The sequence below is a fragment of the Flavobacterium sp. GT3P67 genome (assembly GCF_004349155.1).
Classification (GTDB): Bacteria; Bacteroidota; Bacteroidia; order Flavobacteriales; family Flavobacteriaceae; genus Flavobacterium; species Flavobacterium ranwuense.
Genome location: NZ_SMLF01000008.1, coordinates 1 through 13,620 on the forward strand (window position 1 = coordinate 1; position 13,620 = coordinate 13,620).

14 protein-coding genes are annotated in these 13,620 nt (G+C 32.9%); 6 read left to right on the forward strand and 8 right to left on the reverse strand.

What is annotated here, in order from left to right:
- Positions 1-57: 57 nt before the first annotated feature.
- Positions 58-477 carry a hypothetical protein gene (locus E0H99_RS12700; protein ID WP_131996096.1) on the forward strand — a complete coding sequence of 140 codons (420 nt, stop codon included), beginning with the start codon at positions 58-60 and terminating at the stop codon, positions 475-477.
- A gap of 239 nt (positions 478-716) precedes the next feature.
- Here E0H99_RS12700 and E0H99_RS17610 read toward each other — a convergent pair whose 3' ends face one another.
- Both E0H99_RS17610 and E0H99_RS17615 read right to left on the reverse strand, forming a co-directional pair.
- Positions 717-1,784: a hypothetical protein gene (locus tag E0H99_RS17610; RefSeq protein WP_317128668.1), complete on the reverse strand. Its 1,068-nt coding sequence runs from the start codon at positions 1,782-1,784 to the stop codon at positions 717-719.
- A gap of 36 nt (positions 1,785-1,820) precedes the next feature.
- Entirely contained in the window at positions 1,821-3,236 is a 1,416-nt protein-coding gene (locus tag E0H99_RS17615; RefSeq protein WP_317128669.1) for a M14 family zinc carboxypeptidase, read from the reverse strand.
- Positions 3,237-3,459: 223 nt separating this feature from the next.
- Here E0H99_RS17615 and E0H99_RS12710 point away from each other — a divergent pair, with 223 nt between their 5' ends.
- A complete protein-coding gene (locus tag E0H99_RS12710; protein WP_131996099.1) occupies positions 3,460-4,392 on the forward strand; it encodes a peptidylprolyl isomerase in 933 nt (310 codons plus the stop codon).
- A gap of 108 nt (positions 4,393-4,500) precedes the next feature.
- Here E0H99_RS12710 and E0H99_RS12715 read toward each other — a convergent pair whose 3' ends face one another.
- Entirely contained in the window at positions 4,501-5,373 is an 873-nt protein-coding gene (locus tag E0H99_RS12715) for an alpha/beta fold hydrolase (RefSeq protein WP_240723483.1), read from the reverse strand.
- Positions 5,374-5,524: 151 nt separating this feature from the next.
- On the opposite strand from E0H99_RS12715, the gene E0H99_RS12720 reads away from it, so the two are divergent.
- Positions 5,525-5,863, forward strand: a complete 339-nt coding sequence (locus E0H99_RS12720) for a tRNA-binding protein (RefSeq protein ID WP_131996105.1) — start codon at positions 5,525-5,527, stop codon at positions 5,861-5,863.
- A 109-nt stretch (positions 5,864-5,972) separates the two neighbouring features.
- On the opposite strand, the gene E0H99_RS12725 is transcribed toward E0H99_RS12720, so the two are convergent.
- Both E0H99_RS12725 and E0H99_RS12730 read right to left on the reverse strand, forming a co-directional pair.
- The gene (locus E0H99_RS12725) at positions 5,973-6,353 is read right to left on the reverse strand and encodes a PUR family DNA/RNA-binding protein (RefSeq protein ID WP_131996108.1); all 381 of its coding nucleotides are present in this window, start codon (positions 6,351-6,353) and stop codon (positions 5,973-5,975) included.
- A gap of 71 nt (positions 6,354-6,424) precedes the next feature.
- The gene (locus E0H99_RS12730; protein WP_131996111.1) at positions 6,425-8,185 is read right to left on the reverse strand and encodes an ABC transporter ATP-binding protein; all 1,761 of its coding nucleotides are present in this window, start codon (positions 8,183-8,185) and stop codon (positions 6,425-6,427) included.
- Positions 8,186-8,386: 201 nt separating this feature from the next.
- Here E0H99_RS12730 and E0H99_RS12735 point away from each other — a divergent pair, with 201 nt between their 5' ends.
- The 3 genes from E0H99_RS12735 (at position 8,387) to yajC (ending at position 10,892) form a co-directional block, all read left to right on the forward strand.
- On the forward strand, positions 8,387-9,493 hold the full coding sequence (locus E0H99_RS12735; RefSeq protein WP_131996114.1) for a Glu/Leu/Phe/Val family dehydrogenase: 1,107 nt from the start codon (positions 8,387-8,389) through the stop codon (positions 9,491-9,493).
- 184 nt (positions 9,494-9,677) lie between these two features.
- The gene (gene nusB, locus E0H99_RS12740; RefSeq protein ID WP_131996659.1) at positions 9,678-10,589 is read left to right on the forward strand and encodes a transcription antitermination factor NusB; all 912 of its coding nucleotides are present in this window, start codon (positions 9,678-9,680) and stop codon (positions 10,587-10,589) included.
- A gap of 30 nt (positions 10,590-10,619) precedes the next feature.
- Complete coding sequence (gene yajC / locus E0H99_RS12745) at positions 10,620-10,892, forward strand: preprotein translocase subunit YajC (protein WP_131996117.1); 273 nt, start codon at positions 10,620-10,622, stop codon at positions 10,890-10,892.
- A gap of 73 nt (positions 10,893-10,965) precedes the next feature.
- Here yajC and E0H99_RS17315 read toward each other — a convergent pair whose 3' ends face one another.
- From E0H99_RS17315 to pepT, 3 genes are all read right to left on the reverse strand, one after another.
- Complete coding sequence (locus E0H99_RS17315) at positions 10,966-11,409, reverse strand: hypothetical protein (protein WP_205728693.1); 444 nt, start codon at positions 11,407-11,409, stop codon at positions 10,966-10,968.
- Positions 11,410-11,686: 277 nt separating this feature from the next.
- A complete protein-coding gene (locus E0H99_RS12755; protein WP_131996120.1) occupies positions 11,687-12,271 on the reverse strand; it encodes a YdeI/OmpD-associated family protein in 585 nt (194 codons plus the stop codon).
- Between the two features lie 4 nt (positions 12,272-12,275).
- Positions 12,276-13,529 (reverse strand): peptidase T, encoded by a 1,254-nt coding sequence (gene pepT, locus E0H99_RS12760; RefSeq protein WP_131996123.1) that lies wholly within the window; start codon positions 13,527-13,529, stop codon positions 12,276-12,278.
- Positions 13,530-13,620 lie beyond the last annotated feature (91 nt).

Sequence of the window (13,620 nt, forward strand, 5' to 3'; positions counted from 1 at the left end):
TATGTGCTATTTTAAAGACGATTACGTATAAAATTAACTATTGAATTAAAAGTCAGAATGCTGAAAATTTACTACAGAATTTGGGTTAGCTTATTTCTTAAAATACAACTTTCACAAAATGGCAATAAATATTATTCTTTAATTATGTCACTTCTTGCTTTGAGTGTAACTAACTTTATAAATATTTTATTAATTATCACAATACTCGTTTTATCAGGAACTAAAATAAATATTTTTGAAATATTTCCAGAAAATAGAATGATTCGAAATATTTCAATTTTGCTTGTCTTTTTATTACCAAATTACTTTTTATTAATTTATAATAATAAATATCAATTGTTATTAGATAAATATGAAAGTCAAAATATTAAAAATTTGGGTATTAAATACTTTTTTGTCAGTACTCTTTTATTCTTGCTACTAGTGATTATAACTATGATATTTCCAGAATTTTTTAATTTAACTGTGAAAAAATAAAACAGCATATAGCAGCTACTACAACGGATTTGGGTATTAGGCTTAATTTGAAGTTAGTTTTGTATTTGGAAGATTTGGCCAATCCGAATAATGGGCTTAATTTAGTCCCAAACTGCGTGTAGCGCGGGAACGAACATTAGATTAGTATTAAAACCAAAAAATCGCAACGTATTTCTACGCTACGCTTCCTTTTTTTTAATATTCTGAGATGCTATTTCAATATAGGATTATGGTTTTTACTACATGAGTTTACTAAAGAAAACTGCATTCCAAAATAATTTTTCGGTTCCCAACCAGAAAGCTCTGAAATTAGTGTTATCAGTAAAAATTAAGATATTCCCTTCTCCTTTTCGTATCGCTTGAAACGGAACGGTTTCTTTTAATAATTCTAGTTTTGGTTTCGAAATGTAACCGCTGAGTAATGGATTTTTAGTGTACTGTATCGGGTTGCTAAAGCTGTTTTTATTGGGTTCAATAAAAATCGATGAATTCCTGAAAATAGGCATTGTATTTCTAGGCATTCCATAATTAATCGGGTGGGACAAATCTAATTTAGTTTCAAATATGGCTCCGCCAATCTCTTGTGCTCCTTTGTAATCGCTAGTTTGTTCAAAGGTAATCGCTTTGGCTTCACTTTTACTGGTTTTTAAAGTCAACTCAATTAATTTGGCATCATTCAGCCATTTAATAGCATCCTGATAAGCAATTAAAGTCCCTCCGTTTTGTGTCCATTGTTCTATTTTAGTTACTGTGGCCGGTGAAAGTCCACCATAATTTCCATTCACCATGATTAAAGTAGTGTAGGCGCTTAGATTAACTTTTTGCAGTTGTTCCACATCTATTTTAGTTAACGGAATTTCTGCTTTTTGATCAAATAAATGCCATAATTCTCCCGCATCTGATGGATCAACATTACGGCCCACAACCATGGCTACTTTTGGCATAGTGAGATTAACTAAATTAGGGTTTCCTAAGTTGGCACCATCGGTAAAACCTGTTTCTACTGCGGTAATAGCAATAGCATAGTTTGGGATAATTTGGTTGAGGTAGGCATAAATTTCATCCGAACTCAGCGTTTGATTTTGAATAGGCAATAATAAACTTCCATAGGAAAAAGTTTTCCCGTTGTGTACAAATGGTTTTTTGGTCGTTTTTACGCGCAGTCCTTTGGCCAGTAATTGGTATAAAAGTTTAGGAGAATTGTAATCGGTCCATTCAATTAAATAACCCACATCACTTTTTTGATTCACCATTCCGGATTTGAACGGGTTTTCGTAACGCGCTCCAGCCTGTGAAAGGGAATTCATTCCTTCAAAATTTAAATTGAAAGCCAAATCAAAATTTCAAGCCGAAATGTCATAAAATAAGCTGTCTTTGAACTTGGTTTGTCTGTCGAAAATAGCGTGTATCAACTTTGAATTTTTTTGTTCCATAGGAATAATAACGCTCAAGTCTTTGCTGAATTTCTTTTTGTTGATGGTGATGTCTTCTTTCAACTGAAGCATCTCAATCTTATGTTGGCTAAGAATTTTAGTCAGTTCTTTAACTTTAGTGGCATCTTTTTCGTCTCCAAAAACGTAGCCTTTTATTTTATTATTTTTACTTTCGATACTGGAATTAGCAAAAAATTCGTGTTGGTATTTCAATAACTCTTTTCGCATTTCATACGTAGCCTGCAGCGTAGATAAGCTGGTAGTAAATTGATTTCTGATCGTAAATGGGAAAGTGATTACTCCGTTTACGCTTTGTTGGGCATGTCCTCTTGAACTCGCTTGTTCGAATAAAATGCCGATACCGCCATTGATGTCTGGATAAGTAGATCCTTTGCCGTAATAAAAGTCATCAAAACCGTCTTCGACAAAATAAAAACTTCCAATTTTATCCAATGCTTTGGCATGGTAGCCAGCAATTTTTGCAGTTAGTTTTTGGTTTAATTCAGGAGTAAGCGGATTAGTGCGACTTTGAACACCAGGTTGAAAAAAGTAGGTCGAATTAGTTCCCATTTCGTGGAAATCACATAATACGTTAGGCATCCATTTTCTATAAGTTCTAATGCGTGCCTGACTTTCCGGAAGTTGAACAGGAAGCCAGTCTCTGTTCATGTCAAACCAATAATGATTAAATCGACCACCTGGCCATGCTTCATTGAATTCTCTATCATTAGGGTCAGTTACTAAATTTTTGCTTTTATGGCTATTTACCCAAGTAGAAAAACGATGTAATCCATCTGGATTTAAACTGGGATCTAATAAAATGACCGTATTGTCCAGTATTTTTTCAAGTTCAGGACTTTCAGATGCTGCAAGATAATACGCCAAAGCAATCGCAGCACCCGTTCCGCTGGACTCATTACCATGAATTGAATATCCTAAATAGACGACAATAGGTAAGTCAGATACGTCCTGAACACTGGCATTTGAGTCCGTTAGTGCAAGATGTCTTTTATGGATTTCATCAATTTTTGCTAAATTTTCAGGGCTCGAAATAGTAAGTAATTGAAGCGGACGGTTTTCATAAGTATAACCGGTTGTTTCTATTTGTACTCGGTCAGAAGCTTCTGCAATTGCATTCATAAAATGAACCACTTGATTGTGATCCGTGTGCATTTCTCCTAATTCAAAATTAAATATACTTTTAGGAGTCGGAATTTTTTCATTGTATGTAGAATTTTGTGGCAAAAAATATTCTAATGTCACCAACTGCTGTTGCGCATTACAAATGAAGCTAATAAAGAATAAAATGCAATAGATAGATTTCATGAAAAAATAAGTTTTTATTGGTGATGGTATTAAAAGTATCAATTGAATTCAAGTTGACTTATAATTTATCAAAGGTTAAATTTTAAACTACTTTAAATAAGATATTTTTAAGGCTGTAAATTGGACTAAATATCAAGATAATTTATCAAATGTAACATTTTAGTGAATAGGTTCAAATAAATTATTTTCGTAAATTTGCCCTTCAATAATAAATTAAACAAAAATGGAAAACGGAATATATGCTAAATTCAACACCACTAAAGGTGCTGTTTTAGTAAAACTAGCACACGATTTGACTCCAGGTACAGTGGGGAATTTCGTAGGATTGGCAGAAGGAAACTTAGAAAATAAAATAAAACCACAAGGGGTTAAATTTTATGACGGATTAAAATTCCACAGAGTAATTCCTGATTTCATGATTCAAGGTGGTTGTCCACAAGGAACAGGAACTGGAGATCCAGGGTATAAATTTGATGATGAATTTCATCCAAGTTTGAAACACGATCGTCCGGGAGTTTTGGCAATGGCCAATTCAGGACCTGGAACAAACGGTTCTCAATTCTACATTACACACATTCCAACAGAATGGTTGGATAACAAACATACTGTTTTTGGTCATGTGGTAGAAGGTCAAGATATTGTTGATGCTGTTGCTCAAGGTGATGTTTTAGAGTCTTTAGAAATTGTTAGAGTAGGAGAAGAAGCTAAAAATTGGAATGCAATAGAAGCTTTTATCACTTTCAAAGGTTCTCGTAACAAGCGTGATGCAGCTTTAAAAGCAGATGCTGAAGCCGCTATGGAAAAACTGGCTGCTGGTTTTGAAAAAACAGAAAGCGGTTTGCGTTACCAATTCATCCAAAGAGGGGAAGGTAAAAAAGCAGAAAACGGAAAAACAGTTTCAGTACATTACACAGGACAACTTCCTGATGGAAAAGTTTTTGACAGTTCTTATCCTCGTAAAAAACCAATTGAATTTCCATTAGGAAAAGGAAACGTTATTGAAGGCTGGGATGAAGGTATTGCCTTGTTGCGCGTAGGAGACAAAGCACGTTTTGTGATTCCGGCTCATTTAGGTTACGGATCTCGTGGTGCTGGAGGAGCAATTCCACCAAATGCTACGTTGATTTTCGACGTAGAATTAATGGATGTTAAATAGTTTAAACTATTCAGATAGCATATAAAATTTAAAAATCCCAAAACGAAAAGTTTTGGGATTTTTTTGTAATAAATGAATTGTGACTTATCAACTCTATTAAATTTGAATTTATGAATTCAAAAATTCAATCAAATCCTTGTTTAATTTATCTTTTTCAATGTAAAATAACCCGTGTGGCGCTCCTTCATAAACGATAAATTTATTGTCCGGTATTAATTTTGCTGCTATCTCAGAAGTTATTTCAATAGGAACTGTTTTGTCTTCATCTCCATGAATAATTAATGTAGGAACATTTACGGATGCCATTTCACGACGAAAATCGGTTGTTGAAAAAGATATGGCACATTCTAAAGTGGCACGTGGTGAAGCAAAAGAGCACAGCATTCTATAATAATCCAATAAAGGTGTACTGATAGGTTTGCTGATAAAACTCACTCCAAAAAATGTTTTTCCAAAACTATCCAGAAAACCAATTCGGTCTTCCTTGATTTGTGCTGCCATGGCATCATACTTTTCTTGTGGAACACCATTTGGATTAGAATCTGTTTGCAATTGAAACGGTGTTACTGAAGCGATAAGTACCGCTTTTGAAACTCCTTTTCCACCATGACGACTGAAATAGCGTACCACTTCGCCACCACCCATTGAAAATCCAACAAGTGTGGCTTCTTTTAAATCCAATTGCTCAATAATAGCCTTTAAGTCGTCTGCTAAAGTATCATAATCATAACCATCCCAAGGTTGTGAGGATTTTCCAAAACCACGACGGTCATAAACAATAACTCTAAAATTATTTTGAACTAAAGTATCAATTTGGTATTCCCACATTTCATTCGATAGTGGCCAACCGTGAATAAGGATTACTGGTTTCCCTTCGCCATAATCTTTGACATATAATTTTACATTTGGTGCTGTTTCAATGTACATGTCTAATCCAGTATTATTTTTCTTTTTCGATTCGCTGCAGTTTCTTTGACTCATTTCCATAATAGTTTGCTATTTACAAGATGAATTTAATATTCATCTTTTGTAAAATTAGATGGATAAACTGAAAATAGTATTACAGAATTAGTGTAAATACTTGTAAAATTTATAGGTTTGTTATTCAATACTTTGTTTAATAAAATTAACTATGGAAAATCTTACTTGGCATGAATTTGAAAAAGTAGAAATGCGTGTGGGAACTATTCTGGAAGTCAATGATTTCCCTGAAGCTAGAAAACCAGCGTACCAACTTACCATAGATTTTGGTTCTGAAATCGGAATTAGAAAAACATCGGCACAAATAACCAAACGTTACAAAAAAGGAGATTTGCTCCACCGTCAGATTGTAGCGGTAGTGAATTTCCCTAAAAAGCAAATCGGAAAATTCATGAGTGAATGTCTGGTATTGGGTGCAGTAGGAAATGAAGGAGACGTGATTTTATTGGCTCCCGATTTCAAAATAGAAAACGGATTGCGAATTGGGTGATGTTGGATTCATAAATAAAAAACGAACTACTATTTAGATTGGCCCATAAAAAAAAGTCCAAAAATCTTCTGATTTTTGGACTTTTTTATTTGTAAGGAATAACTAAGAATTAAATATCATCAAATTCAATATCGGTAAAAGTCGATGTTTGTGGTATAATTTCATCATCTGATTTTTCAGAAGGATATTCTTTTTTGAAATCTTTTTGATGTCTTTCTGAAATTACTTCTTCGCCTTTGTGGTTCAAAACATAAGAAGTCATTTCGCCAAGAATTTCTGCAAAAGCTGCAAAATCTTCTTTGTATAAATAGATTTTATGTTTTTTGAAATGGAATGATCCATCTTCTTCAGTAAATTTTTTGCTTTCGGTAATGGTAATGTAATAATCATCTGCTTTTGTTGCTCTCACATCAAAGAAGTATGTTCTTCTTCCAGCTCTTAAAACTTTAGAAAATATCTCTTCTTTTTCTAACATGTCATGTTCTCTCATATTCCTTTCTATCAATTTATGGTTGTTAAGTAGTATCCAAAAATCTAAAAAATATATGTATTATCCAACAATTATATCATTTCTTTTTCTGAAAGTTGTTTCAAATACAAAGCGGCGTAATAGCCTTCTTGATTTATCAATTGATTATGAGAACCTTGTTGTATAATTTCACCCTTTTCAATGATGATAATTCTATCTGCATTTTTAGCAGAAGAGACACGATGGCTTACAATAATGGTAGTTTTGTCTTTGCAAATTTCATGTAAGTTGTTTAAAATTGCTTCTTCGGTTTCGGTATCAACTGCAGATAAACAATCGTCAAACAGTAAAATGGGAGGGTTTTTAATAATTGCTCTGGCAATAGAAACCCTTTGTTTTTGACCTCCGGAAAGTGTAATTCCTCTTTCTCCCAGAACCGTTTCGTATTGTTTATTAAAGCCCATGATGTTATCATGAACTACGGCGCTTTTTGCGGCTGCTTTTACCTCTTCTTCCGTTGCATTCTCTTTGCCAAACATAATATTATTCTTGATGCTGTCTGAAAATAAGAAAGCATCTTGTGGAACGATTCCAATACTGTTTCGCAAATCAAAAAGATTGACGTTGCTTATTTCGCTTGCGTCAATGGTTATTTTTCCATCGGTTACATCATACATTCTGGAAATTAAGGATAAAATAGTTGATTTTCCGGATCCTGTTTTTCCTAGAATGGCTAAAGTTTCCCCTTTTTTTACTGTGAAAGAAATGTTTTGTAACGCTTTGATATTAGTATCTTCGTAAGTATAGCTTACATTTTCGAAAGAAATAGAACCTTCAATCACTGATTTATTCAGATTTTTATTTTTTATCTCCGGTTCGATTTTAAGGAATTCATTGAGTCGTTTTTGAGAAGCTTCAGCCTCTTGAACCATCGAAGAAACCCAACCTAATGAAGCTACTGGCCAAGTAAGCATATTAACATACAAAATAAATTCGGCAATGGTTCCAATACTTTTTATGGATCCATTGATGTACATTAAACCACCAAAATAAATGACGACTAAGTTACTGATTCCTATCAGCGCCAACATTAATGGTCCAAATAAGGATTGCACTTTGGCCAAATTCAAACTTTTACTTTTGCTTTCATTGGCTAAATCAACCATGTTATTCTGATGTTGGTTTTCCAATGAATAGGCTTTTATCACTCGGATTCCTGAAAATATTTCTTGTGAAAAACTGGACACTTTAGATAAATATTGTTGAAAAATGGTGCTTCTTACATTGATTTCGGAGCTCAGCTTAAAGATAGCGTACGATAAAATTGGTAAAGGAAGTAAGGTGTATAAAGTCAGTATTGGCGATACATTATACATATAGACGATTACTATAGCAAAACGAATGACGGTATTTATGGTGTACATCACCGCTGGTCCCACATACATCCTTACTTTAGAAACATCTTCGCTGATTCGGTTCATTAAATCTCCAGTACGATTTTGCTTGTAGAAGTTCTGCGAAAGATTTTCATATTGGCGGAATACTTCGTTTTTTAAATCAAATTCTATGTGGCGTGACATCACAATTAAGGTTTGTCTCATTAAGAAAGTAAGAAACCCGGCAATAATTGTAGTGGCAATAATCAATAAGATATTCGAAATTAATTCTTCATAAATAATTGATTTGGCTATGGTTTTATCTTTGGCGAAAGCCTCAATGACTTTGAATGATTTGCTAATCAACTTGGGCGTGAAAAGCATAAATATTTGTGCGATAATGGTAAAAATAATTCCCAGTAAGAAGCTGTATTTATATTTGACGAAATATTTATTTAAATAACGTAATTCTTTCATTTTTTAAGATATTCTATGTTAAAATGATTATATTTTTAAAATAATTTTATTTTTTAATAATTTCAGCGACAAATTATTAATGGGGGTTAAATTATTGATTTGATAATTTTTAAACAAAAAATCAATACATATTTGTTTTTTGTTTAAATTTGGATTGTCTTTTTGACAAATTCGTAATTTATTATTATAAAAACTTACACTATGAATGCAGCTTTCACAACTGGAAAGGAACTTCAAAAAATGGATCCTGTTTTTGGTCAATTATCATTTGATGATCACGAACAAATTGTATTTTGCAACGACAAAGATACAGGTTTAAAAGCAATTATTGGTATTCATAATTCGGTTATGGGGCCTGCTTTGGGTGGTACACGAATGTATAATTATGCAAACGAATGGGAAGCATTAAACGATGTACTGCGTCTTTCTCGCGGTATGACTTATAAGGCAGCAATTACAGGATTGAATATTGGTGGAGGAAAAGCAGTGATTATTGGAGATGCTAAAACGCAAAAAACTCCTGAGTTGATGCGCAAGTTTGGTGAATTCGTGCATTCTTTAAGCGGGAGATATATTACTGCTGAAGATGTAGGAATGGAGACCGCAGATATGGATATCGTCAGAGATGTAACGCCTTATGTTACCGGAATTTCTGAATCAAGAGGTGGTTCAGGAAATCCTTCACCTGTTACAGCTTACGGTGTGTATTTAGGAATGAAAGCTGCTGCAAAACAACAATTTGGTTCTGATGTTTTGAGTGGCAAAAAAGTATTAGTTCAAGGAATTGGTCACGTTGGTGAAACTTTAGTTGATTATTTGACAAAAGAAGGAGCAATAGTTACTATCGCGGACATCAATGAAGAAAAATTGAATGAGGTAGGAGCCAAGTATAATGCAGAAATCTTCAGAGGGGAAGATTTGTACAGTGCTGATGTTGATATTTATGCGCCTTGTGCCATGGGAGCAACGTTGAATGATGCTACCGTTTATAAAATTAAAGCAAAAGTAATTGCTGGTGCTGCCAATAATCAATTGGCTGATGAGAATGTTCACGGTGCAATTCTACAAGAAAGAGGTATACTTTATGCTCCGGATTTCTTGATTAATGCAGGTGGAATTATCAATGTTTATGCTGAATTAGCGCATTATGACAAAGCTGAAATTATGCGTAAAACAGAAAATATTTATAACACGACATTAGAAATTTTTGATTTTGCCATTGCTAACAAGATGACAACACACCATGCTGCTTTGACAATTACTCAAAATCGAATCAATCAAAGAAAAATAGAAAACAGTAAAAAGTAAAAAAACGTTCAGTTATCAGTATTCAGTGAACAATTTAGTACCGTTCACTGAATACTGTTGATTGAATACTTTTAAAATAAGCGATTATATATTTTATTTTAAAAAATGAAATACTTATTTTTGCAGACTAATTAATAAAAGTTCTTACAAGGTGGTAAATAGAAGACACATTCGCGTTAAAGTAATGCAATCCATTTATGCGATGCATCAAAGCGGTTCAGATAATCTGGAAAAAGAAGAAAAATTCCTTTTTTACAGCATCGACAATATTCAAGATTTATACCTTATAATGCTTTCTTCCCTGATTGAAATTTGTAAAACAGAGACTGTCTTTTTACATAAATCAAGTTTGAAACATCTTGCAACTCCTGAGGAACGTAAACCCAACGAAAAGTTCATCAAAAACAGAATCTTTCAAATTCTTTCCGAAAATAATTCACTAAGCATTGCATTGGAAAACCGTAAAATCAATAATTGGTCTTTAAATGACGATTATATTTTACTGCTTCTGAATGATGTAAAAGCAAGTAAATTGTATGCGGATTACATGAGTAATTCAGTAAATACATTTGAAGAAGACAGACAATTTATCGTTGATTTATTCATGGATGTAATTGTTCCAAACGAGAAATTATATGAATATTTAGAGGATGATAAGTTGACTTGGGTTGATGACATTCCATTAGTGAATACGCATATTATCAAGCAATTGAAAGCGATTAAATCTGGTGAAGACGATAATTTTAGAGTGCCAAAATTGTATAAAGACAATGAGGATAAAGATTTTGTTAAAGATTTGTTCCGAAAAACAGTCTTAAACGAAACGGAATTAGCCAAAGAATATCTTGATAAAACCCCAAATTGGGACACTGAAAGAATTGCTGAGATTGACACGATTATCCTAAAAATGGCAATCTGTGAATTTTTGAAATTCCCTTCCATTCCTGTAAAAGTAACTCTTAACGAATATTTAGAAGTTGCCAAAGAATATTCTACGCCAAAAAGTAGTATTTTTATCAACGGAATTTTAGACAATTTAGTAAAAGAACTGGAAGCCAGTAAAAGAATCATTAAAGCTGGTCGTGGTTTAATGTAATAATTAACAAATAAAAAAAGAATTTAAATTATGGAACAATTAACTCAATTTGCACCGTTTTTATTAATGTTTGTGGTAATCTATTTCTTTATGATCAGACCACAACAAAAAAGAGCGAAAAACGAAAAAGAATTTGAAAGCAGCTTGAAAGTAGGTGATAAAATCATCACAAAAAGTGGTCTTCACGGAAAAGTTTCTGAGTTATCGGATACAACAGTTGTTGTTGAAACGATGTCAGGAAAATTGAAAATGGAGCGTTCTGCTATTTCTATGGAAATGAGTGCCGTATTGAACAAAAAATAATTTTCATTTTAATGAATTAAAAAGTCCCAACCGATTATTCGGATTGGGACTTTTTTTTGATAAAAAAATATTATTATTTTTTATTCTTTTTATTCTTCTTCGCTTTTTTTGATTTTGCTTTGGCCTTTTTAGCTTTTATCTTGGCTTTGACTTTCGCTTTTTTCGCTTTATCCTTTTTGGCTTTTTTTGCCTTTTTGGCTTTTGCTTTCGCTTTTTGCTTTGCTTTCTCTTTTGCGTCGGCTTTTTTAGCCTTTTTCTTGTCTTTATCTTTCATTTTTACTTTGTTTTTAGTCTCGTTTTTATTTTTTTTCTTATTTGAAACGGTACTATCTTCATCCAGACTAATAGTCGAGATTTCTATAATTTCCGTTATGATTTCTTCAATTACCGGTTCTATAATTTCAACGGGTTCCGCTACAGGTTTAACAACTTTTGTTCTGCGAGCTCTAATTGGCTTATCAATTTCAGGTTTTGCTGGAGATACTGGATCAGTTTCCGCTTCTTTCTTTTGTATCATAATTTATAGTATTAGCTTTTATTCAATTAAACGAGTAGTTGTCCAGGTGTTACTAAATTATTAAGTGATTGTAAGTAAATATAGTGATTTAATACACTGGTCAATGTTAAGTTTTTCAGAATGGTACGTGTAATGCAACAAATAATACTCAAGGAAGAAGTGTTTTCTTTTTTTAAAGAAAGAGATTGTATAAATGATTAAGTAAGTAGAGTATATTATTCTAATGTGACTTTAAATAAAAAGTCCCAACTCTGAGTTTCAGGATTGGGACTTAATGTTATCGGTATTTATCATTCAAACCAATGTTTTCTTTTATCATTGGTTTAATTTTTTCGATCCGGGAACGTTTGGTTTCTTCTCGTTTTGCAGTTTCAATATACTCTAAGAATTCATATTGTTTGTAAGGAGAAAATTTTAGAAAAGCATCTGCCAAATTTACATCTGCATCTAATTCTTTTTGAAGAAGTTCAGAAACGATAGGTTCTTTTTTCTGTGGCTTACTATTTTTTCCTTGTTTCTCATTAGCAAGCGCCTCATGAATATAATCTAGTACTGCCGCTTCATTGACTTCTTCTTTTGATGAAAAGCGCCATTGTCGCAATGATTTAGTAACGCCTTCTTGTGCGTTAACTAAAACTTTTTTTTCATCTTTCAGAAAAACGCCATTAAAAAACCAAATTGTAAAATAATTTTTGAATCCTCCTATTCCGAGTAAGTTTTTACCATTCAGAACATAAACAATACCACCCCATTTGGTAGTTTCCACGAGTTCAGTTTTGACAATAATTGATTTTAAAAGTTCTAATTCTTCTGACCAATTATTGTTTTTATCCCATGTATGAGTTGTTTTTGAGGATTCCAACAGCTTATTTTTTAGATGAATCTTTTGTTGCTGTCAATTCAGCAATTTTCACAATTACTTCGACTGCTTTTTGCATACTTTCTACAGGAACATATTCGTATTTTCCATGAAAATTATGTCCACCAGCAAAAATGTTTGGGCAAGGTAATCCTTTATACGATAATTGAGAACCATCAGTTCCACCACGAATCGGTTTTATAAGAGGTTTAATTCCTATTTCTTTCATCGCTTTTTCGGCAATATCAACAATATGTTTCACAGGTAGAACCTTTTCTTTCATGTTGTAATATTGATCTTTAATCTCAGTTATAACAATATCTTCACCAAATTGTTTCGCGAATTTTTTATTGATTTTTCGAGTGATTTTCTCGATTAGTTCTTTGCGCTTTTCAAACTTTTTCTTGTTATGATCGCGAATGATTAATTCCAAAACGGTTTCTTCGATACTTCCGGTTAAATGATGTACGTGAAAAAAACCTTTGTATCCTTTTGTTGTCTCGGGTGTCTCATCAATTGGTAATTCATTGATAAAATCATTGGCAATCAACATAGAATTAATCATTTTTCCTTTGGCATAACCCGGATGCACGCTTTTTCCTTTGAAAATAATTTTGGCGCCAGCCGCATTAAAATTTTCATATTCCAATTCGCCTATTTGACTGCCATCCATTGTGTACGCCCAATCCGCTCCAAATTTAGCTACATCAAAATGATGGGCACCACGACCAATTTCTTCATCTGGTGTAAAACCAACTCTGATTTTTCCGTGTTTGATTTCAGGATTGTTGACAAGGAATTCCATTGCAGTCACAATTTCAGTAATTCCGGCTTTATCATCGGCTCCTAATAATGTTGTTCCGTCAGTAGTAATCAAAGTTTGCCCTTTGTAAAGCAATAAATCTTTAAAATAGCTGGGTGATAATACTATGTTTTGTTCTGCATTTAATACAATGTCTTTGCCGTCATAATTAGGAATAATTTGAGGCTTTACATTGGCTCCAGTAAAATCAGGGGTAGTATCAAAATGTGAAATAAATCCAATAGTTGGGACTTCATGAGTTACATTACTGGGTAAAGTTGCCATGATATACGCTTTCTCATCAATTGTCACGTCTTGCATTCCAATAGCTTTAAGTTCTTCAACCAGTTTATTGGCTAAATCCCATTGTTTTTTTGTACTGGGTGTAGTTTCAGAGCTGGAGTCAGATTCCGTATCTATAGTTACGTAACTGATGAAACGGTCAATTATATGTTGCATTTTAATTTGTTTTTTATGCAAATATAAACATTTTTTCAGGAGCATTTTGAAGTTAATCAGGAACTAATTTTTACGAATTAAAAATAATAAT

What these genes read in the sequence shown, in the direction of transcription:
- E0H99_RS12700 (WP_131996096.1), top strand. Translation starts at nt 58, where the DNA reads ATGCTGAAAATTTACTACAGAATTTGGGTTAGCTTATTTCTTAAAATA.
- E0H99_RS17610 (WP_317128668.1), bottom strand. Translation starts at nt 1,784, where the DNA reads ATGAATTCCCTTTCACAGGCTGGAGCGCGTTACGAAAACCCGTTCAAA.
- E0H99_RS17615 (WP_317128669.1), bottom strand. Translation starts at nt 3,236, where the DNA reads ATGAAATCTATCTATTGCATTTTATTCTTTATTAGCTTCATTTGTAAT.
- E0H99_RS12710 (WP_131996099.1), top strand. Translation starts at nt 3,460, where the DNA reads ATGGAAAACGGAATATATGCTAAATTCAACACCACTAAAGGTGCTGTT.
- E0H99_RS12715 (WP_240723483.1), bottom strand. Translation starts at nt 5,373, where the DNA reads ATGAGTCAAAGAAACTGCAGCGAATCGAAAAAGAAAAATAATACTGGA.
- E0H99_RS12720 (WP_131996105.1), top strand. Translation starts at nt 5,525, where the DNA reads ATGGAAAATCTTACTTGGCATGAATTTGAAAAAGTAGAAATGCGTGTG.
- E0H99_RS12725 (WP_131996108.1), bottom strand. Translation starts at nt 6,353, where the DNA reads ATGAGAGAACATGACATGTTAGAAAAAGAAGAGATATTTTCTAAAGTT.
- E0H99_RS12730 (WP_131996111.1), bottom strand. Translation starts at nt 8,185, where the DNA reads ATGAAAGAATTACGTTATTTAAATAAATATTTCGTCAAATATAAATAC.
- E0H99_RS12735 (WP_131996114.1), top strand. Translation starts at nt 8,387, where the DNA reads ATGAATGCAGCTTTCACAACTGGAAAGGAACTTCAAAAAATGGATCCT.
- nusB (WP_131996659.1), top strand. Translation starts at nt 9,678, where the DNA reads ATGCAATCCATTTATGCGATGCATCAAAGCGGTTCAGATAATCTGGAA.
- yajC (WP_131996117.1), top strand. Translation starts at nt 10,620, where the DNA reads ATGGAACAATTAACTCAATTTGCACCGTTTTTATTAATGTTTGTGGTA.
- E0H99_RS17315 (WP_205728693.1), bottom strand. Translation starts at nt 11,409, where the DNA reads ATGATACAAAAGAAAGAAGCGGAAACTGATCCAGTATCTCCAGCAAAA.
- pepT (WP_131996123.1), bottom strand. Translation starts at nt 13,529, where the DNA reads ATGCAACATATAATTGACCGTTTCATCAGTTACGTAACTATAGATACG.